We start from the raw sequence: 20,516 nt of genomic DNA, 5'->3' as shown, positions 1-20,516 counted from the left end.
GAACTACCGAAAATATAGAATATGTGTTCTACACTTAGCATTACGAATCTGACTAGTTGAATCGGATTCTCGAGCTAAGTACAAATGATAATAGGTCTAAGATGCTCAAGCATATTGTCGCCTTATCCGGAGCGGTACTTTTATCCGGATGTGCTACGTCTCAAGCAACACAGGAAGAAACGAGACAATATAGAACGGAATCTATGCAAGCAGTCAAATCGTCTGAAGATAATTTATCTAATCAGATCAGTAACCTACAGCTTTCAATTGATAATCAAAATGACTATATTGAGAGTTTAGAAGGCCAGCTAGCTATCATGTCGAATCGAGTTGATAACCTAGCTAAGCAAAATGCTCGAGTGTTACTTGCTCCTAAGCAAGAAGAACAACAACCTAAGCCAAAGGCACCTGTGTCCAATGGCGATTTGGTTGTTTTAGGTTCAATTGAAACAGTCAAATTTGAACAGATAAATCAAACGTTTGAAGCAAGAATTGATACAGGTGCCGCAACATCGTCACTTAATGCAATTAATATTCAAGAATTTGAACGAAACGGCAACACATGGGTTAAATTTAACTTATCCACTGATAAAGCCGAAGATGCTGAACCAACATGGATTGAAGCTCCGCTCATTCGTTATGCGAAGGTTCGTCAATCTAATACAACTAAAACGCATCGACGTGCAGTTATTGAACTGTGGATTAACTTAGGTGACGTAAGAGAAAAAGCACAGTTCACTCTGGCTGACCGCTCTCACATGACCCACCCGGTACTATTAGGCAGAGAGTTCATCAAGGACATTGCCCTAGTAGATGTAAGTAAAGAATTTATTCAAACAGAAAAACAGCAGTGACAAATTAGGTCGCCTCAATAATAAGGATTGTTATGACTTCACGAGTGCCTTTTTATATTTTTATTGCCCTGCTCATAGTTGCTGGCGCCGCATTATCTATACAGCGCCATGACTCCTACGGGGTACCTTGGACACCGGGTGAAAGCCGAGAGCTTTGGGATATTGAAGCTCGCGTTGAGCTTGTTGCACAAGGTGAACCGGTGACGGTTTCTCTTGCAGCACCAGGGACTCAAAACGGCTACACACTAATTGACGAATCTGCATCATCGCCGGGTTATGGCGTAGCTTATGTAAATTCTGATATTGGTCGACGAGCGGAATGGACTATCCGCTATGCCGAGGGACCACAAACTATCTACTACAAGGCTCAATTCCTTGTCGACCCGCAGGCCAAGGTAGAATCAATTCCACCTGAAGGTGGCATTGAAGCGCCAACCTTTGATGGCCCTCAAGAAGCAGCGGCTCAAGCCATTGTGGAAGAAGCGACCAAGCGAAGCGCTAACGATGAAACGTTAACTCGCGAGATCATCCGCAAGCTGAACGATAGCAACAGCCAGAACGCTGCCCTACTGCTCAATCAGTTTACCAAGCAAGAAGCGCTTTCTGCCCTACTCGCTTACGCTGAAGTACCGAGTAAAACTGTAGGTGTTATTCAGTTGGAAGATGGTCGTCGCCGTCAGTCAATCAATCCTATGGTCCAGGTATGGGACGGCAAGGAATGGTTGTTATTTGACGCTGAGACAGGTACTCAAGGTAAGAGTGAAAACACGCTTATCTGGGATGAGTCGAATGTGTCACTTCTTGACGTTACCGGTGGTAGAAACAGTCAGGTGCTGTTCTCTATGATTGCTCAAGACATTACGCCTCGCGCTGCAACCGCAAGCAAGGTAAATGCTGATGACCTACTCAACTTCTCCATTCACAGCCTACCTCTAGAAGAGCAGTCGATGTTTAAAACCATCATGCTGATTCCTATCGGTGCGCTCATCGTGGTGTTCTTGCGAATTATCATCGGTCTTAAGACTTCCGGTACCTTCATGCCAGTGCTTATTGCGGTTGCCTTTGTGCAAACACAGCTAGTGACAGGTATTGTCGGTTTCCTACTCATAGTCGGTACAGGTTTGGTGATACGTAGTTATCTCTCCAAGCTCAACTTGCTACTGGTGGCCAGGATATCCGCGGTCATCATCACCGTAATCTTAATTATTTCAGTCTTCACTATTGTTGCCTTTAATATCGGCTTGGTAGAAGGTCTGTCTATCACCTTCTTCCCTATGATCATCCTATCTTGGACTATCGAACGTATGTCGATTCTTTGGGAAGAGGAAGGCGCGAAAGAAGTGGTTCTGCAAGGTGGTGGTTCACTACTAACGGCTGTACTGGTTTACTTAGCAATGACTAACATGTACATCCAACACCTGACCTTCAACTTTATCGGCATGCAGCTAATTATCCTGGCACTGATTCTAATGCTAGGTAACTACACTGGATACCGCTTAACCGAGCTACGTCGCTTCAAGCCACTGGCGGAGGACTAAGCCTATGTTGAGTCAGTTTACTTCGCCATTTAAGATTCGCTCAAAGGGAATTATGGGCATGAACCAACGTAACCACAGTTACATTGGTAAGTACAATGACCGTAGTAAATTCCCTCTTGTGGATGACAAGCTAAAGACCAAAAAGATTGCAGAGCTTCACGGCGCAACAACGCCGGCGCTCATTGGCGTCATCGGTCAGCAAGCTGAAGTAAAGCGTATCCATAAAATGGTTAAGGAATGGCCTGGATTCTGTATCAAACCTGCTCAAGGCAGTGGTGGTAAAGGAATCTTGGTCATCATTTCGCACAAAGACGGCGTTTATACCAAGCCGTCTGGCGATACCGTTAACGAGCAAGATGTTGAACGCCATATCAGTAACACACTGGCGGGTCTGTTTTCCTTGGGCGGTAAGAACGACGTTGCCGTTGTAGAGAACTTGATTAAGTTCGACAGCTGCTTCGAGGGTTACAGCTACGAGGGTGTGCCCGATGTACGTATCATCGTATTCAAAGGCTACCCTGTTATGGCGATGATGCGTCTGTCAACGTCTAACTCTGACGGAAAGGCTAACTTGCACCAAGGTGCTGTGGGCGTGGGTATTGACATAGCGACAGGCAAAGCCGTGCGCGCTGTTCAATACGATTTACCCGTAACCCACCACCCTGACACAGGTAAAGACCTAATGCAGCTGCAGGTTCCTCACTGGGAGCGTTTACTGGTCTTGGCCTCAAGCGCTTGGGAAATGACAGGCCTAGGTTACATGGGTACCGACATGGTACTTGATAGTGAAGAAGGCCCTATGGTGTTAGAGCTTAACGCCCGCCCGGGTTTAGCGATTCAGATCGCTAACGGCACAGGCCTACTTCCTAGGTTGAAACATGTTGAAAACCTCGGTGAAACCGCTGAGTATCCAAGACCCGCAGAACGCGTAGCCTACGCCGCTAAGCAATTTGCCGCGCATTTGGATAACGTGAAAAAGTAGTCTCTATCGATAGAAATAACAAAGCCCTCATGACTGTAAAAGTGATGAGGGCTTTGTTTTAGGTAGGTCCTAGGCCCTGGGTTCTAGCCTCCTAGGACCAAGAACACAGGACCGCTCTTAACCTTATTCCTACCTTCCCAACGCTTCTTTATAATGTACGCGACATACCGACACATATTTATCATTACCGCCAATAGCCACCTGGTCCCCTTCTGCGATAGGGTTACCATGCTCATCGGTTCGGATCACCATGTTGGCTTTGCGACCGCAGTGGCAGATGGTTTTTAGCTCAACTAGCTTGTCCGCCCACGCTAACAAGTGAAGGCTGCCTTCAAATAACTCGCCCAAGAAGTCGGTACGCAAGCCGTAGCACAATACTGGGATGTGCAACTTATCGACGATTTCCGTCAGTTGGTATACCTGCTCTTTTGATAAGAACTGGCATTCATCCACTAGTACACAGTGGTGCTGCGTTTCTTCATTGAGCTCGCTCATTTTCTTGAATAAATCAGTGTCTTTGTGAAAAAGGTGCGCATCAGCCTGAAGGCCAATTCGAGAAGTTACCTTCCCTTCACCATAGCGATCATCAAGTGCTGCGGTAAAAATAAGTGGGTTCATCCCTCTTTCTTGATAGTTAAAAGAGGATTGTAGAAGTGTGGTGGATTTACCCGCATTCATCGCTGAGTAATAGAAGTACATCTGAGCCACGTTAAAGCCTTTATTATCGTTCTAGGTTACATAAAGAAAAGGGCCGATAAATATCAGCCCTTATTATTCAAAGGTTAAGAATTACTTGCGACGCCAAGTGGTACCTTGAGGACCATCTTCTAAGACAATACCCAGTTCATTGAGCTTGTCGCGAGCAAGGTCGGCATTTGCCCAATCTTTAGAAGCACGAGAGTCATTGCGAAGCTTAATCAGAGCTTCAATCTCAGCCACTTCGTCGTCTTCTTGATCACCTTGCAAGAAGGCTTCAGGGTCTTGGTAAAGAATACCAATCACATCCGCTAGTTCACGCATTAGCGCGCCCAGTTGACTTGCTTTTTCTAGCTCAGCACCCTTCAGACGGTTCACTTCACGCGCCATATCAAATAGCACTGCGTATGCTTCAGGGGTATTAAAGTCGTCATTCATTGCAGCGGTAAAGCGAGACACGTAGTCTTCACCACCAGCCGGTGTCGCGGTAGCGTCTAGACCACGAAGTGCCGTGTACAGACGCTCAAGAGACGCTCGAGCTTGATTCAGGTTATCTTCACTGTAGTTTAGCTGGCTACGGTAGTGGCCCGACATGAGGAAGTAACGAACCGTCTCCGAGTCGTAATGACCTAACACGTCACGGATAGTAAAGAAGTTGCCCAAAGACTTAGACATTTTCTCTTGATCAACCATAACCATACCGCTGTGCATCCAAGTATTTACATACTGGGTGCCGTGGGCACAGCAAGATTGTGCAATCTCATTTTCGTGGTGAGGGAATTGTAGATCCGAACCACCACCGTGAATATCAAAGTGGTTGCCTAGAATCGATGAGTTCATTGCAGAACACTCAATGTGCCAACCCGGACGACCAGCGCCCCATGGAGATTCCCATGTTGGTTCACCAGGTTTTGACATCTTCCAAAGAACAAAGTCCAGAGGGCTGCGTTTCGCTGTTTCTACATCGACACGAGCACCAGCTTGAAGCTGCTCTAAGTCTTGCTTTGACAGTCGACCGTATTCGTCGAATTTGCTGACTTCGAACATCACATCGCCATTACTTGCAACATAAGCAAAGCCACGCTCGATAAGCTTCTCAACTAGAACTATGATCTCATCAATGAATTCTGTTGCGCGAGGTTCAACGTCAGGGCGTTTCATGTTGAGTGCATCAAAATCAGCATGCATTTCAGCAATAAGGCGCTCAGTCAAAGACTCACAGCTTTCACCATTTTCTGCCGCGCGCTTGATGATCTTGTCATCAATATCGGTAATGTTGCGTACAAAGTTCAAGTCGTAACCAAGATACCTAAGGTAACGAGACACTACGTCAAAAGAAACAAAAGTGCGACCATGTCCAATATGACACAAGTCATAGATGGTCACTCCACAGACATACATGCCTATTTTACCGGCAGTGATAGGTTTGAATTCTTCTTTTTGACGCGTCAGTGTATTGTATATCTTGAGCATTTCTTCTGCTTTTACTTCTTGGTGGCAATAATGCGGTTAGTATACCAACACATAACCCGTTAAGTAACATAAAACTCGGATAGCAGTTGATTGTGCTGAGAGTTTGGTTAGAATTTGATTCGATTTATCTACTAAATAAACGTTAAGGACGCTCTTATGATCACCCTTCACACCAATCACGGTGACATCACTCTAGAACTGAACCACGAAGCAGCACCTGCGACAGCGGCAAACTTCGCTCAGTATTGTAAAGATGGTTTTTACGACAACACTCTTTTCCACCGTGTTATCGATGGTTTTATGATCCAAGGCGGCGGTATGACTTCTGGCTTGCGTGAAAAACCCACTCGCGACACTATCAAGAACGAAGCAAACAACGGTCTAAGCAACGCTGTTGGTACTATCGCAATGGCGCGTACTATGGAACCGCATTCTGCTAGCTCACAGTTCTTTATCAACATTAACAACAACACTTTCTTGGACTTCAAATCAGAAGACATGAACGGCTGGGGTTACTGTGTATTCGGTAAAGTGACTGAAGGCATGGATGTAGTAAACAAAATCAAAGGCGTGAGCACTGGTAGCATGGGTATGCACCAAGATGTTCCTCTAGAAGAAGTTATTATTACTGGCACTACTATCACTGAGTAATAGCTTTCAAACCGTCCAAGCTTGGCTTGGGCGGTTTATTCTCTCCAATGGAACCCTCTCCCAATGCGCACTCTCTTTATCTCAGATCTACACCTTACTCCCAATCGCAGCGACATGACGGACGCTTTCGTACGCTTTATGCGTGAAGAAGCAGCGAATTCAGACGCGGTTTATATTCTTGGGGATCTTTTTGAGTTCTGGGTTGGAGACGATGATGATTCTCCGCTAAACAACACAGTAACCAATGAGATAAGAACGCTTGTAGACTCAGGAACGCCATGCTTTTTTGTCCAAGGCAACCGCGACTTCTTAGTGGGCAAGAGATTTGAGCGTAAAAGCGGGGCAAAGCTTTTAGGCGATGAAACCTTAATCGACCTTTATGGCACTCCAACCTTAATCATGCATGGCGATACCCTATGCACCGATGATGTTAAATACCAAGAGTTCCGTAAGAAGATGCACCTTAAATGGTTGCAGTGGATTTACAACCGAGTTCCCCTATCCTTTCGCCGTAAACTGGTTAAGAAAGTGCAGAATAATGCCAATGATGACAAGCAATCCAAATCCTATGATATTATGGATGTGAATCAGCAGGCGGTTATTGATGCTATGCAACGTCACAATGCAAAATGGCTTATTCACGGCCATACTCACCGCCAAGATATCCACCCATTAGATGCCGATGGAATTAGACAACGCATCGTTCTTGGGGACTGGTTTACTGAAGCTTCAATCCTTGAAGTCACCAAGGATGACCTTAATTTATTCAATCAACCTCTATAAATTGAATTATTAATACTACCAAATAGGCATTTTTAGACAAAAATCATTTTTAATTCATAATTTGTGTCTATTATCTAATGTGACATTTTTGTGATAGCCGATAATTTTTGTGTATAGTTCATATATTGCTCGACAATCGATTTCTGACCGCAATGGCAATACAGTAGCCTATGAGTTGCTGTATAGACAAAGCCATTTAAATCGTTATCCAAAAGTTAACGCCAATTATGCAACTCGTTCCATAATGGTTGATCTTTTATTAGACCATTCACGTTTACTGCTAAATAATGTCACGGGTTATATTAACTTTAGCCATGATTGCATAATAAATGGCCTACCGTTATGTCTGCCACCTGAAAATATCGTTGTTGAGGTATTAGAGGGCGATTCGCCAAGCGCTGAGTTAATCGAAGCCATTAAAGATCTACACGCAAAGGGTTATCAGATTGCACTGGATGACTTTATTCCATCTCCAGAATGGGATCCGGTTATTCCATTTATTTCCATTATCAAGATTGATATAAAGCAGTACTCTCTTTTCGATTCTCATCTTTTTATCGAGGCTAACAAACACCTAAACATTCGATTTATTGCAGAAAAAATTGAGCATGAACACCAGTATTTACAGGCACTGAATGCGGGCTTCGATCTATTTCAAGGCTATTATCTTTCCATACCCGAGATGTTTGAAAAACACGTATTAAATGAGTCTTATCCACTTTGGTACAGGCAGGTGTATCAAGAATTGAACCACAAAGCCCTGAGTTCAGAGACTGTCTACGAATTGCCGAATACTATTGCGGCCAATGAAGCACTGCAAAATCCACAACATCAATTTATTTCCTTTGCGGATAAGCGTTCGTCAATCAGCAATAAATAATCTCAATTATCGGTGTTATAATTGGTACAAATAACACAATTATGAAGCCTTAATGAGCGAATTAGCCACTTCCCTTTGCCGTTGTCATAGCCAAAAGGCTTATCAAGACTGCTGCCAGCCTATCCATACCGACCCAAGCAATGCCTTTACGCCTGAGCAACTAATGCGCGCTCGCTATTGTGCGCACGAATTAAGACTCGTGGATTTTGTGGTGCACACCTACCATCCTAGTTGCAACGCTGCAGCGGAAGCCGACGCCATTGCTGAATCCGTTCATGGTGATTGGAAAAAACTAGAGGTAGTGAGTACAGAGCCTGGTAAAGATGACTATGAAGGTTACGTCACCTTTAATGCCTACTTTATCGAAGATAAACGCCAATACAGTTTCACAGAGAAATCACGTTTCGTTAAAGAAGACGGCCAGTGGTTTTATATTGATGGTGAGATGTATGACTACCCTCTTCCAGTGAAGAAGAGAGAAATTGGCCGTAATGACCCTTGTGTCTGCGGTAGTGGCAAGAAATATAAAAAGTGCTGCGGTAGTTAAATGAAAAGGCCATCTCTTTTGAGATGGCCTTTTAAATTGAATTGGCTAATTATTATTTATGACGCTCTTTAAGCTTGTTCACCACGTCATTTAGCGATAAGCCTTGGTCTTGAAGTAGCACAATCAAGTGATAAATCAGGTCCGCAGACTCACACACTAGTTCCGCCTTATCGCCCGACGTCGCCGCAAGCGCGACTTCAACGCCTTCTTCGCCCACTTTCTGCGAAATACGCTTGGTGCCACGGGCATATAAACTAGCGGTGTAGGAAGAATCAGGATCGGCTGATTTGCGCTCGGCCAATAAAGTCTCGAGCTGATGAAGCCACACCATTTGCGATTCTTCTTGAGAGTCTGCATCCCAGCAGGTTGTTGTGCCAGTGTGGCAAGTAGGACCAATTGGCGCTACCTTCACCAGCAGGGTGTCGTTGTCGCAATCTAGCGCGATGTTTTTAAGCTGCAGTACGTTGCCAGAGGTTTCACCCTTAGTCCACAGACGCTGCTTAGTGCGTGAGAAAAAGGTCACATTTCCAGTTTCGCCCGTTTTCTGCAATGCCTCTGGGTTCATGTAACCCATCATCAATACTTGGCTAGAAGTGAAGTCCTGAACAATGGCAGGCACCAAGCCATCAACCTTATCCCAGTCAATTCTTTCAGCTAATGTCGTTACTTCAGCTGCTGCAAAACTCATATTCTCACCTCTACTGCTTGGGTCTTAAGGTATTGTTTTAATTCACCAATATTGATGATTTGCTTGTGGAATACAGAAGCGGCTAACGCACCATCCACATTGGTTTTATTGAAGGCTTCTGCAAAGTGTTCCATAGCGCCTGCGCCACCTGATGCAATCAAAGGTACCTTACATACCTCACGCACCATGTTCAGCTGAGTAACATCGTAGCCATTGCGAACACCGTCTTGGTTCATCATGTTCAACACAATTTCACCCGCGCCACGCTTTTGCACCTCTTGCACCCAATCTTTGGTTTCCCATTGAGTCGCTTTGGTTCTCGCTTCGTCTCCAGTGAATTGGTACACCTGATACTTACCCGTCTCTTTATCAAAGTACGAATCAATACCAACAACAATACACTGCACGCCGAATTTGTCCGCTAAGTGAGTAATCAATCCTGGATCAGCCAAGGCTGGAGAATTGATGGATACCTTATCAGCGCCAAACTCTAAAATACGAGAGGCGTCTTCAGCGGACTTTATGCCACCAGCAACACAAAACGGAATATCAATCACCTCAGCAACACGAGCAACCCAGCTCTTGTCTACTACACGGCCATCACTAGAGGCGGTAATATCATAGAACACCAACTCATCAGCGCCCTCTTCGGCATAACGCTGAGCCAAGGGAACAATGTCACCAATGATTTCATGGTTTCTAAACTGAACACCCTTTACAACTTGTCCATCGCGGACATCTAAACAAGGAATTATTCGCTTCGCTAACATAATACCTGTAATCCTTTTAAAAGCTTAAACTCAATGACTAGGCTGTTTCCCAGCTCGCAAATGCTTGTTCTGCGGTAAACTTGCCATCAAGCAAGGCGCGTCCCACGATGACACCACGCACGCCGGTATCCTTTAGTGCTTCAATATCCGCCAGGCTTCCGATACCACCAGAGGATTGAAAATGCACTTGTGGATACAGCTTACACAGGTCGACATACAGCTCTACATTGGAGCCCGTCAAAGTGCCGTCTTTTGAAATATCAGTACAAAGTACATGCTTTAAGCCAACGGTTAAAAAGTCTTCAATAAGCGCTTCAATCGTCACGCCTGAGTCTTCTTGCCATCCTGATACCGCAACCTTGCGATTGCCTTCTTTGTCTATGTTGACATCCAGCGCTAGGACAATATGTTCAGGGCCGTATTTTTCCATCCAGCCTTTGACCAGCTCTGGTTGCTTAACGGCGGTTGAACCTACAACCACTCGCTCTGCGCCGGCATCGAGCAAATCAATGACGTCTTGCTCTGTACGAACGCCGCCACCGATTTGAATCTTAGCTGGGGTGCTTTTCAGAAGTCGGCCGATAAGATCAAGCTGACGTGCACTGGTATCTTTTGCGCCCGTTAGGTCAACCAAATGTAACCAGTTAGCACCCGCTTGATGATAGAGGTTGAACTGCTCTGCCGGGTCTACCTTGTACTCTGTTACTTGTCCGTAGTCACCTTGGTATAATCTGACTACCTGACCTTCAATTAAATCTAATGCTGGAATAATCACTTCTAGTCCCTAAAGTCGAAAGATTTAAAGCCTTACAGCTCTAAAAAGTTTTTAATCAGTTGTGAGCCAGCCTTTGAAGAGCGCTCTGGGTGAAACTGAACACCATAGTAGTTGCCACTCTGAATTGCTGCGCTAAAGCGACTGCCGTAGTCACAACTGGCAATGGTGTAGTCCCCTACTGGCATCGCAAAGCTGTGCACAAAGTAAAAGTACTCTCCTGACTCAATCCCCTTAAACAAAGGGTGGCCTTCTGCCGCCGACACTGTGTTCCAGCCCATGTGAGGCAGAGGAAAGTCTTTACTGTCTAGCTTGCGCACTTCTCCTTCACAAAGGCCAAGGCAGGGTACAATCTCATCGGCTTTTTGGCCTTTTTCTTCAGACAGTTTCCCAAGAAGCTGCATACCTAAGCAGATGCCTAGCATCGGCTTTTCTACCTGCTTAACCAGCTCAATCAGATTGCGCTGTTTAAGGTTTTGCATTGCCTCACTAGCGGTGCCAACGCCAGGCAAAAACAGCTTGTCAGCCCCTAGCACTACGTCTGGGTCTTTTGATACTGACACATCAAAGCCTAAGCGTTCGATAGCAAAGCGTACTGAAGATACGTTTGCACAGCCGGTATCAATGATCACAACAGTTTGCGATTGATTTTCCACACTCATCTCTTACAACATCCCTTTGCTACTTGGTAGCTCAGTACCTTCAACCTTGATCGCTTGGCGCAAAGTACGGCCAAATGCTTTAAACAAGCTCTCGATGATGTGGTGATCGTTATCACCCGTTGACGACAGGTGTAGCGTACACGCCATGCCATCAGCAAGAGAGCGGAAGAAGTGAACCACCATCTCCGTTGAGAAACCGCCAACCTCTTCGCGGCTAAATTTGGCATCAAACTTTAGGAAAGCACGACCAGAAAGGTCTAGGCTACACTGCGCCAAACACTCATCCATTGGCAGGCTAAAGCCGAAGCGGCCGATACCACGCTTATCACCCAAAGCTTCTTTGATAGCTTGGCCTAGGGCCAGTGCCGTATCTTCTACGGTGTGGTGATCGTCGATGTGCAGGTCACCATCAACAGATAGCTTGAGCTGGAAGCCGCCGTGTGTGGCTATTTGGTCTAGCATGTGGTCGAAAAACCCAAGGCCAGTCTCAATCTTGTTGCCGCCCGCTTCATCAAGGTTTACCGCAACACGAATGTCCGTTTCCTTGGTGGTACGTACGACCTCTGCAATGCGAGGATTGGTAGTCAACATCTTGACGATAGCAGGCCAGTTTAGCGTTTCAGGATTGTACTGGATACCCTGTATCGCCATATTTTCGGCGAGTTGAAGGTCTGTCATACGATCGCCAATCACAGCCGATGTTTTAAAGTCTACCTTGCCTGATTGCAGGTACTCTTTCACCATACCAAGCTTTGGCTTGCGGCAAGAGCAGTTGTCTTCTTCAAAGTGCGGACAGATAAGCACATCATCAAAGCGTACGCCTTGAGATTCAAAAAGGTGCATCATCAAGTCGTGAGGCGCATCAAAGTCAGCCTGCGGGTAGCTATCTGTGCCTAAGCCGTCTTGGTTGGTCACCATAACAAGGCGGTATCCCGCATCTTGGAGGGTTAGTAGACTTGGGATCACCAAAGGTTCAAACTTGAGTTTGTCTAGGCGGTCTACTTGAAAATCTACCGGTGGCTCAACAATTAAGGTGCCATCGCGGTCGATAAATAAAATCTTTTGGGAGTTGCTCATTATTATTCCTTTTTCTAATTCGGCGTCCTACGCAGCAAATTGAGCCAATTGTTGCTTAATAAAATTCAGCGTCTTTTCACATTCTTCACGACTGCCAATGCTGATACGCACGCAGTCTTTAATTGGGGAGTTACGCAAGATAATACCTGCATCCCAAGCGGCTTTAAATAACGCATCGCCATCGCTAAAGCGCACCAACAAGTAATTACCAAATCCGGCAAATACCGTCACATCAGGGAGGGCCTGTAACTCACCCTCTAAGAATGCTCGGTTATCATTTAGGATTGAAATCTGCGTCATTGCACGCTCAAGCCCTTCTTTGGACAAGGCAGATGAAGCAATATCCGCCACTGGCACTGGCACTGGGTAAGGTGCAATCACCTTAAGTAGTACCTGAATCAGCGCCTCATTTGCCAAGGTAAACCCACAACGCAGACCCGCAAGCGCAAAGGCTTTAGACATGGTGCGCAAGATGGCAAGGTTTGGATATTGGCTCAGAAGATCAACCGTAGACGCTTCTGGGCAGAAATCGATATAGGCTTCGTCCATCACCACAATCGCTTTATCTTTTGTCATCTCAAGTAGAGAGACAATATCTTCACGATTGATTAAGTTCCCCGTTGGGTTGTTCGGCGAGCAAACAAAGACCAGTTTCACCGCATCGAGGTTTTGCTCGATGGATTCCAAGTTCAACTGCCACTCTTGTGTGAGAGGCACTGTCTTACGCTCAACCCCAATCGTCTCGGCGCTAATGGCATACATGCCATAGGTAGGTGGACAGTATAGAATTGCGTCTTCGCCCGGCTCACAAAACGCACGGATAAGCAGTTCGATGCCTTCATCGGCACCGCGCGAGGTCAACACTTGTTGTGGTGTAACGCCAGCATAAGCGGCATAAGCTTCAATCAACTGTGGAGGCTGACATTCGCTATAACGATTTAGGCGAGAAGCCTCAAGTGTGTAGGCATTATCAAACGGTGATTCATTGGCGTTTAGCCATACATCCCCCGAACCACCAATGCGGCGAGCCGAGAGATACGGAGTAAGAGCCTGAACTTGTTTACGAGCTAACTTTTCCATGTTCAATCTCTCCTACTCAGCCGATAACAGTTTTTCTACGCGTATGGTCACAGCGCGTTTGTGGGCATCAAGACCTTCAGCGTCGGCCATAGTCACAACCGTTGGTGCTAATAGTCTTAAGCCATCTGCGCTCAGCTCTTGTACCGTCATGCGTTTACTAAAGTCTGCTAAACCAAGGCTAGAGTACGTGCGCGTATAGCCATATGTTGGCAGTACGTGGTTGGTGCCCGATGCATAATCACCCACAGACTCTGGAGACCAGTCACCTAAGAAGATAGAGCCAGCATTATCAAGAAGTGGCACTAACTCACGTGGGTTCTTAGTCTGAACAATTAAGTGCTCAGGGCCGTAGTAGTTCGAGATAGCGATGGCTTGAGTCACTGATTCAGCAATGATGATTAAGCTAGAAGCTAGAGCTTGCTGAGCGATATCTTTGCGAGACAGTAACTGCAGCTGGCGCTGAACTGCGTCGGTCACTTGGTCAGCAATCAGCACTGAAGGCGTCACAAGAACAACTTGAGAGTCCGGGCCGTGCTCTGCTTGGCTCAATAGATCTGCGGCAATAAAGTCAGCGTCTGCAGTTTCATCGGCAATGACTAGCACCTCTGAAGGACCTGCTGGCATATCAATGCCTGCACCGCGAAAATCATTGCTCACTTGACGCTTAGCTTCTGTAACATACGCGTTGCCTGGTCCGAAGATCTTGTCAACCTTGGCTACCGTGTCCGTGCCATAGGCCATAGCCGCAATCGCTTGTCCACCACCTAGGTTATACACTTCGTCGATATTACACAGCTTAGCCACATACAGGATTTCATCGGCGATCGGCGGAGGTGAGCACAATACAACCTTGTTGCAGCCTGCAATTTGCGCTGGCACGCCAAGCATCAATACCGTTGATGGTAATGGTGCGCTACCACCGGGAATATACAAACCGACCGTATTAATAGGACGCGTTACTTGCTCGCATACCACACCCGGCTGAGTTTCTACCTTTATTGGCGTTGGTTTCTGCGCTTGGTGAAACTTTGCGATGTTTTGGTACGCTTGGTTAAGCGCAGCCTTCATCTCTTCAGACAGACGCTCAGAGGCGGCATCGATGTCGGCATTAGAGACGCGGATACTGTCTGGGCGAATACCATCAAACTTCTCTGTAAGCTCCAGCAGTGCCTTATCACCGTCTTTTTTAACGCTGTCGACTACCGCAGAGACTGCGGCGGTAATGTTTGCACCCTCAGCAATGGCTGGGCGCTGCAGAACAGCGCTTTGCTGCTCTTTACTTAATGATTCCCAAGTAACCGTTCTCATCACCTACTCCATCATTTTCTCAATAGGTAGCACTAGGATTGAGCTTGCACCCAACTCTTTAAGCTGCTCCATAGTTTCCCAGAACAGATTTTCTGAGCTTACTAGGTGAATAGCGGCTTTAGACTTATCGTTAGATAAAGGCAGTACTGTTGGGTCTTCAGCACCTGGAAGTAGCGCAGTGACTTCTTCTAAGCGATCAAGAGGCGCGTGAAGCATGATGTATTTAGATTCTTTGGCTTGCTGCACGCCCTGCATGCGAGTGAGCAGTTTATCGATAAGGTCTAGTTTCTCTTGGTCAAACTCGCCGTCACGTTGAATCAGTGTCGCTTTTGAACGGAAGATAACTTCGGCTTCTTTTAGGCCATTCGCTTCTAACGTCGCGCCAGTAGACACTAAGTCAGCAATGCCGTCAGCAAGACCCGCACGAGGAGCCACTTCTACAGAACCGGTTAGCATACAGGTGCTAAATTCGATGCCTTGCGTGTCCATGTACGCCTTAAGCAAGTGTGGGTAGCTTGTTGCAATGCGTTTACCGGCTAGGTCTTGAGGACCTGCGTATTCCATCTCTTTATCCACAGCGATAGATAAGCGGCAACCGCCAAAATCTAGGCGACGCAGTGTCTTAAAGGCGCTTGGTTGTCCTTGCGCTTTGCGATCAAGGCGAACCTCTTCTAATTCGTTCTCACCAATGAAACCTAAATCAACAACACCATCCATGATAAGACCCGGGATATCGTCATCGCGCACCAACAGAAGATCGATCGGTGTGTTTAACGAATGAGCGACTAGACGCTCTCCCATGATGTTGAATTTAACGCCACTCTTCTTGAGTAATTCCTGACATTCTTTGCTAAGTCGACCTTTCTTTTGAATAGCAATTCTTAGACGTTGTGTTTGCATTGCAGATTCCCTGTGCTGATATTCTAATTTGTAAATCGTGTAAAAATGAAAAAACCCTTGGGGCTAGGCTCCCAAGGGTTTAAATCTGAATTCTTGATTCAACCTCCGAGAGCATTGTCTCCCGGATACGCGCAACTCGCCCGAAAGACTAGTGTGGGTGATGGTGATGATGAAGGTTCATATCTTGTCGGCGCATGTTCTTAAAGGCTTATTCAATTGGCTTACAAACACACTAACTAAGCAGATCAAACTTTGCAACCGTTTAGTTATGAAAAATTCGATTTCAGGGTAAATTTACTTAGGGTTCGACCGAAACGTAAAATACCGTTTACAAAAAAAGGAAGCAAAGCTTCCTTTTTAATCATCATTTCACTCTGTGCTTAGACGCACTATGCCTTTTGGCAAGTCATCTTAGAGCGAGACAGCGTTGAAAGTACAAAGCATACCACCACGAAAGCCACACTTGATGCTGCAAACGAAATCGCCACTGAGGTCGTCATACCTAGGGTGATAAAGCCCACGCAAGAAATAAGCGCTACAGAGAGCGCATACGGCAGCTGAGTTGAAACGTGGTCGATGTGATTACAACGCGCACCCGTAGATGACAAAATAGTGGTGTCAGAGATAGGTGAACAGTGGTCGCCAAAGACTGAACCTGCCAGTACAGCGCCCAACATAGGAAGCATTAGCGCAAGGTCTGTCGCTCCCGCCATGTCACCGGCGATTGGCAGCATAATACCGAACGTACCCCAAGAAGTACCGGTAGAGAATGCCATCACACCCGCTAGTAAGAATAGGATGACTGGCAACCAGCCTGCATTGATGTTCGCTTGCTGTGCCATTGACGATAAGTAAGAACCTGTCTTCATGTCACCAATTACGCTACCAATAGACCATGCAAAAACTAGGATTAGAATTGCGCCAAACATAGATTTCGCACCAATCCACAATGCACGGCTAACCTGAACTGCAGGCAAGCCCTGACGCAATACGGTTGCAAGTGCCACGACAATACCAACGAGACCACCATAGATAAGAGAAGTCCCTACATCAGTGTTCTCAAACGCGCCTAGCACGTTGAATGCAATACCATCTTCAGCCAGAGCTAGGCCGCCGGTATACATCATTGCCGCCACTGTCGCTACGATCAAAGTAACGATTGGAAGGATAAGGTCTGTAACTGAACCGCGAGAGCTTTGCTCAATATCCAGCTCTTCATCAATTAAGTGAGAGCCTTCTGCTTCTTCGTCTTTTTCGAAACCGCGACCTTGAGATGCTTCAATCTCATGGTGACGCATCGCACCGACATCAATCTTAAACCAGGCTACAGCGAATACCATAAGCAGTGCAAACACGGCATAGAAGTTCATTGGGATAAGACGAACGTAAGCGCCCAGTGCAGAATATTCGGTCATGTTGTGGCTAACAAGGATGCCACCAATGATCGTCATTATGTATGCACCCCAGCTTGAAGCGGGCATCAGCACACACATAGGCGCAGCTGTCGAATCAAGAATGTAGGCAAGTTTTGCTCTTGAAACGTAGAAGCGGTCTGTCACAGGACGAGCAACCGCGCCAACAGCAAGGCTGTTGAAGTAATCATCAATAAAGATGAACACACCTAGGAAAGCAGCAAGTAGCTTAGAGCCACGCTTGCTTTTCACGCGAGACTGAGCCCACTCAGCAAATGCGCGAGTACCACCAGACAATGTCAGCAATGCTGTCATCATGCCTAGTAGTAATAGAAACCCAACAATACTCATATTCCATGAGTTGATACTGCCGTCTTCAATGAATACGCCATAAACGGTGTCAAAAATGTAACCCGCTGCTCCAGTTACGGAGTAATCAGCTAAAAGGAAACCGCCAAGGACGATACCGGTACCCAAAGAAAGCAGTACGCGACGAGTAATAATAGCCAGCCCTAAAGCCAATAATGGGGGCAATAAAGAAACAGGCGATGTAGCAAAATCCATTAAATTCATGATCTTCTTAATACCAAATTTGGTAAGAGATCTACTGTAGATAGGTATTCGACATGATGTTGAATAAGCAACCCATCAGGCGACAGGTTACCCCACAGTAGCGCTCCATAGTTTAACAACACAATAGACTATGGCAGTGTTATTCCTTTCGGAAATAACCCCAACAAGCAACCTTGATTGGATTACTCATTTCGGCAGCTACTCCTTTCACTAACAATTACAACGACATCACTCTATTGTTAGCTACTGATAGTATCTGCGCCTCTACCTCATCCCCTAGTTACGCAACTTACAAAATGTAATATGCTACTAGATGATCTAGGAGCGACGCATTCTACTGAGTTAAATAGAAAATGCAACATAAAGTGGCAACACTTCATTCGGAAGCAGTATCCAAGCATGAGTAGTCCAGCTTCAAAATCTCACCCATATAGATTTAGCCTTGAAGATCAGGTAGTTAGCTAATCAGTATTGCCACCCAATAAATAGAGTTAAAGCTCTATAAAGAGATTTAAGTTAAGAAACTTTACTTTGAATAGTACCGATTAATTTATGTAAGTTTAAAAATTCCTTTTATTTTCCAATCTTTTGTTTCTTATTATTTTTGAAATTTTATTTATTTTATATTTAACTATTTGAAAAGCTCTTATATAATTGACTTATTCTGTGGCACATCTGTGCACTTTACTTAGGCAACATTTGTTTGCTGTATAAATCTGATGGGATCAAAAAATGTCTGAAATCACTAAAACACTTCTAAATATCCGTAGTCTTCGCGCTTTCTCTCGTGAACTAACTTTTGAACAACTAGAAGAAGCTTTAGATAAATTAACGACTGTTGTAGAAGAACGTCGTGAAAACGAAGCTGAAGAACGTGCAGCACGTGAAGAAAAAGAAAAGAAACTAGCAGAATATGCTCAACAACTTCTTAAAGAAGGCATTGATATTGAAGATCTAGTAGCAGCAGTTACTGGTGATTCTACAGCTAAAGCGGGTAAAGCAAAATCTAAACGCGCTCCACGTCCTGCTAAATACGAATACGTAAATGAAAGTGGTGCAACTAAAACTTGGACTGGTCAAGGCCGTACGCCTTCTGCAATCCAAAAACAACTTGATGAAGGTAAGTCTCTAGACTCTTTCCTAATCAAAGCATAATTTAAATACTAGATTTGCATTAGATTGAATTAAGCTCCCTACTCGGGAGCTTTTTTATGCCTTCAATTAACCAATATATGCAATCTTAAGCACAAAAAAATAACAATAGATAAAGGAATGATATTAAATCATTGAACAGAGCTATATCGACTGCAATACCGATAAGTTTGTAAGCTCTTGTACTACCCAGTACCACTAGGTATTTTTAATCCCAATCCCTCTAAAGCACAAATAAACGTTAATTGTCAGCTCTATGTAAAAAGGCCCCTATCGGAGCCTTAATTTAATTACAGAATATTACCTTTCCCAGTACGCCTCTTCTAGGCTATCTTCTCGCTCTGGTAATCCACGAGATAAACGAGGTGAATGCTGCGCTAAAACTTCATAACTGGCGCGATTAGAATATTTACAAACCTGAGAAAAAGAAGAGTAAGTCAAATATTCGTGCTCATGTTTACTTGAGTTAGGAATATTCTGCTTATGGAATCTATTTGCTGACAAATCATGTAACAAAGCAGATAAAGCCGCATCCCCTGCTCCATTGGTGTTCTTAATCTTCTCTGGACCACCCATATATGGTGCGATGTGAGAGTAGACTTTAAAAGGAGTAGTACACGCCGATTTTAAAGCAGGGCGACTGAATTCATAGCGGTTAAATTCTGCGATTTCTCCTGGTAGAAGCGGCAGTGAGGTTTCGCGCTTAGCACTCTCCTCAGTGTAGCCTGCCATAAATAGTCCCACAGGGCCCGCAGTACACAGTACTAAGTCAGCCCAGTCCAATACTTTATCAGCAGCTAACAAAGGGTCGCTCAGGCCTGTCAGCGCCTCCGCCTCTTCTTCGTTCATTGCCACAACAGAAACGTTCTCTGAAATAAAATCAATCCAGAATTGCGGGTCATCCTGAATAACAAATTTTGTGCCTAGGGTTAATACAACAGGTACGTCGTGCTTTTTCGCATACTCGACAGCCTTCATCGTTGCTTCAGGCATAGGGTCACCCTCTTTGCAACGAACTAGGTATGAGGTCAGCACAAGAGCGGCTGCGTCAGGGAAAATAGACTCTGGAATACTCTCAGCGCGAAGTTGGTTCATCTGACCTTCGCTAATGGCAAAGGTACGCTCTCCCCCATCCGAGATAAGGGTAAAGCAGCGGCCAATAGCGCCATTCACACCTTGTAGGTAGTTAAGATCCATTCGGCTAGAAGTGTTACACAAATAGCGAAAGCCATAACTACCAATTTTAATTTCAGCACTCATTACGCCAAGCAAGATAGACTTATCATCTGCTAATACTGAATAGTTGTGCAAGGTGTTACCAATGGTGCCACCCGCATATTCGTTAGTGATCAATTGCTGCTGTTTAAGTTCGTTATACAGAGACTCTGCGGTTTGGTCGTCAATGACTAACGAATGCCCCTTACTAAGATTGAACTTGCTAATGAAGTCATCGGACACCGTAGCTTCTATATCTACTAACGTCTGATCAATTCCCACAACATAGGTGCTATGAGCACCGTCATCAGATTGTGTTTTCGGAACTAATGGATCAGAGGTATTGACTGGAAAGTAGTGCTTAGATTTGCGTTGGCCTGGAAATTTCATTCGAGTTCTATGTTAGGGGAATAGAACTGCAAATTGTAGACGCTAGAAATGTGACCTTCAACACACTATGAAAACGCAAACGTTTAACTCAGAATTAAATTACTCTTTCGGTC

The 20,516-nt window shown here is 45.3% G+C and carries 20 protein-coding genes, 1 riboswitch and 1 other annotated feature; of the genes, 8 read left to right on the top strand and 12 right to left on the bottom strand.

The features are described 5' to 3' along the window. The first annotated feature begins 101 nt into the window (after positions 1-101). The 3 genes from A6E01_RS05350 to A6E01_RS05340 are packed head-to-tail and all read left to right on the top strand — an operon-like array spanning position 102 to position 3,374. A complete protein-coding gene (locus A6E01_RS05350; protein ID WP_026026295.1) occupies positions 102-854 on the top strand; it encodes an ATP-dependent zinc protease family protein in 753 nt (250 codons plus the stop codon). Positions 855-886: 32 nt separating this feature from the next. Next, positions 887-2,392, top strand: a complete 1,506-nt coding sequence (locus tag A6E01_RS05345; RefSeq protein ID WP_065209743.1) for an inactive transglutaminase family protein — start codon at positions 887-889, stop codon at positions 2,390-2,392. A gap of 4 nt (positions 2,393-2,396) precedes the next feature. Then, positions 2,397-3,374 (top strand): alpha-L-glutamate ligase-like protein, encoded by a 978-nt coding sequence (locus A6E01_RS05340; protein ID WP_026012684.1) that lies wholly within the window; start codon positions 2,397-2,399, stop codon positions 3,372-3,374. Positions 3,375-3,503: 129 nt separating this feature from the next. On the opposite strand, the gene A6E01_RS05335 is transcribed toward A6E01_RS05340, so the two are convergent. Continuing rightward, the gene (locus A6E01_RS05335) at positions 3,504-4,082 is read right to left on the bottom strand and encodes a thymidine kinase (RefSeq protein WP_017030317.1); all 579 of its coding nucleotides are present in this window, start codon (positions 4,080-4,082) and stop codon (positions 3,504-3,506) included. 81 nt (positions 4,083-4,163) lie between these two features. Then, on the bottom strand, positions 4,164-5,543 hold the full coding sequence (gene cysS / locus A6E01_RS05330) for a cysteine--tRNA ligase (protein WP_065209742.1): 1,380 nt from the start codon (positions 5,541-5,543) through the stop codon (positions 4,164-4,166). Positions 5,544-5,699: 156 nt separating this feature from the next. On the opposite strand from cysS, the gene A6E01_RS05325 reads away from it, so the two are divergent. The 4 genes from A6E01_RS05325 to A6E01_RS05310 all read left to right on the top strand — a co-directional run bounded on the left by A6E01_RS05325 (position 5,700) and on the right by A6E01_RS05310 (position 8,404). Continuing rightward, positions 5,700-6,194 (top strand): peptidylprolyl isomerase, encoded by a 495-nt coding sequence (locus tag A6E01_RS05325; protein WP_017030319.1) that lies wholly within the window; start codon positions 5,700-5,702, stop codon positions 6,192-6,194. Between the two features lie 63 nt (positions 6,195-6,257). Further along, positions 6,258-6,977, top strand: coding sequence for a UDP-2,3-diacylglucosamine diphosphatase (lpxH, locus tag A6E01_RS05320; protein WP_017030320.1), 720 nt, complete (start codon positions 6,258-6,260; stop codon positions 6,975-6,977). A gap of 244 nt (positions 6,978-7,221) precedes the next feature. Further along, a complete protein-coding gene (locus A6E01_RS05315; protein ID WP_017030321.1) occupies positions 7,222-7,857 on the top strand; it encodes an EAL and HDOD domain-containing protein in 636 nt (211 codons plus the stop codon). Positions 7,858-7,909: 52 nt separating this feature from the next. Then, positions 7,910-8,404 (top strand): YchJ family protein, encoded by a 495-nt coding sequence (locus tag A6E01_RS05310; RefSeq protein ID WP_017030322.1) that lies wholly within the window; start codon positions 7,910-7,912, stop codon positions 8,402-8,404. Between the two features lie 52 nt (positions 8,405-8,456). Here A6E01_RS05310 and hisIE read toward each other — a convergent pair whose 3' ends face one another. From hisIE to A6E01_RS05265, 9 genes are all read right to left on the bottom strand, one after another. Further along, a complete protein-coding gene (hisIE, locus tag A6E01_RS05305) occupies positions 8,457-9,092 on the bottom strand; it encodes a bifunctional phosphoribosyl-AMP cyclohydrolase/phosphoribosyl-ATP diphosphatase HisIE (protein ID WP_017030323.1) in 636 nt (211 codons plus the stop codon). Continuing rightward, positions 9,089-9,862, bottom strand: a complete 774-nt coding sequence (hisF, locus tag A6E01_RS05300) for an imidazole glycerol phosphate synthase subunit HisF (RefSeq protein WP_017030324.1) — start codon at positions 9,860-9,862, stop codon at positions 9,089-9,091. The genes hisIE and hisF overlap by 4 nt, the downstream gene beginning before the upstream one ends. Before the next feature lie 37 nt (positions 9,863-9,899). Next, on the bottom strand, positions 9,900-10,637 hold the full coding sequence (hisA, locus tag A6E01_RS05295) for a 1-(5-phosphoribosyl)-5-[(5-phosphoribosylamino)methylideneamino]imidazole-4-carboxamide isomerase (RefSeq protein WP_065209741.1): 738 nt from the start codon (positions 10,635-10,637) through the stop codon (positions 9,900-9,902). Positions 10,638-10,669: 32 nt separating this feature from the next. Next, positions 10,670-11,296, bottom strand: a complete 627-nt coding sequence (hisH, locus tag A6E01_RS05290) for an imidazole glycerol phosphate synthase subunit HisH (RefSeq protein WP_065209740.1) — start codon at positions 11,294-11,296, stop codon at positions 10,670-10,672. A gap of 3 nt (positions 11,297-11,299) precedes the next feature. Then, positions 11,300-12,373, bottom strand: coding sequence for a bifunctional histidinol-phosphatase/imidazoleglycerol-phosphate dehydratase HisB (gene hisB / locus A6E01_RS05285; RefSeq protein WP_065209739.1), 1,074 nt, complete (start codon positions 12,371-12,373; stop codon positions 11,300-11,302). Positions 12,374-12,400: 27 nt separating this feature from the next. Further along, complete coding sequence (hisC, locus tag A6E01_RS05280; protein WP_065209738.1) at positions 12,401-13,453, bottom strand: histidinol-phosphate transaminase; 1,053 nt, start codon at positions 13,451-13,453, stop codon at positions 12,401-12,403. 12 nt (positions 13,454-13,465) lie between these two features. Further along, complete coding sequence (gene hisD, locus A6E01_RS05275) at positions 13,466-14,761, bottom strand: histidinol dehydrogenase (protein ID WP_065209737.1); 1,296 nt, start codon at positions 14,759-14,761, stop codon at positions 13,466-13,468. 3 nt (positions 14,762-14,764) lie between these two features. Further along, positions 14,765-15,661 (bottom strand): ATP phosphoribosyltransferase, encoded by an 897-nt coding sequence (hisG, locus tag A6E01_RS05270; protein ID WP_017030330.1) that lies wholly within the window; start codon positions 15,659-15,661, stop codon positions 14,765-14,767. 45 nt (positions 15,662-15,706) lie between these two features. Beyond that, positions 15,707-15,834: a sequence feature (His leader region), on the bottom strand. 216 nt (positions 15,835-16,050) lie between these two features. Then, positions 16,051-17,646 carry a Na+/H+ antiporter NhaC family protein gene (locus A6E01_RS05265; RefSeq protein ID WP_065209736.1) on the bottom strand — a complete coding sequence of 532 codons (1,596 nt, stop codon included), beginning with the start codon at positions 17,644-17,646 and terminating at the stop codon, positions 16,051-16,053. A gap of 90 nt (positions 17,647-17,736) precedes the next feature. After that, a riboswitch (Lysine riboswitch) is annotated at positions 17,737-17,921 on the bottom strand. A 457-nt stretch (positions 17,922-18,378) separates the two neighbouring features. On the opposite strand from A6E01_RS05265, the gene A6E01_RS05260 reads away from it, so the two are divergent. Then, complete coding sequence (locus A6E01_RS05260) at positions 18,379-18,801, top strand: H-NS family histone-like protein (RefSeq protein WP_065209735.1); 423 nt, start codon at positions 18,379-18,381, stop codon at positions 18,799-18,801. A gap of 297 nt (positions 18,802-19,098) precedes the next feature. Here A6E01_RS05260 and A6E01_RS05255 read toward each other — a convergent pair whose 3' ends face one another. Further along, on the bottom strand, positions 19,099-20,403 hold the full coding sequence (locus tag A6E01_RS05255) for an inosine/guanosine kinase (RefSeq protein ID WP_065209734.1): 1,305 nt from the start codon (positions 20,401-20,403) through the stop codon (positions 19,099-19,101). Positions 20,404-20,516: the final 113 nt, after the last annotated feature.

Origin of the sequence: Vibrio breoganii, assembly GCF_001677275.1 — a bacterium.
Taxonomy (GTDB): domain Bacteria; phylum Pseudomonadota; class Gammaproteobacteria; order Enterobacterales; family Vibrionaceae; genus Vibrio; species Vibrio breoganii.
This window is presented reverse-complemented; position numbering and strand designations above follow the sequence as displayed.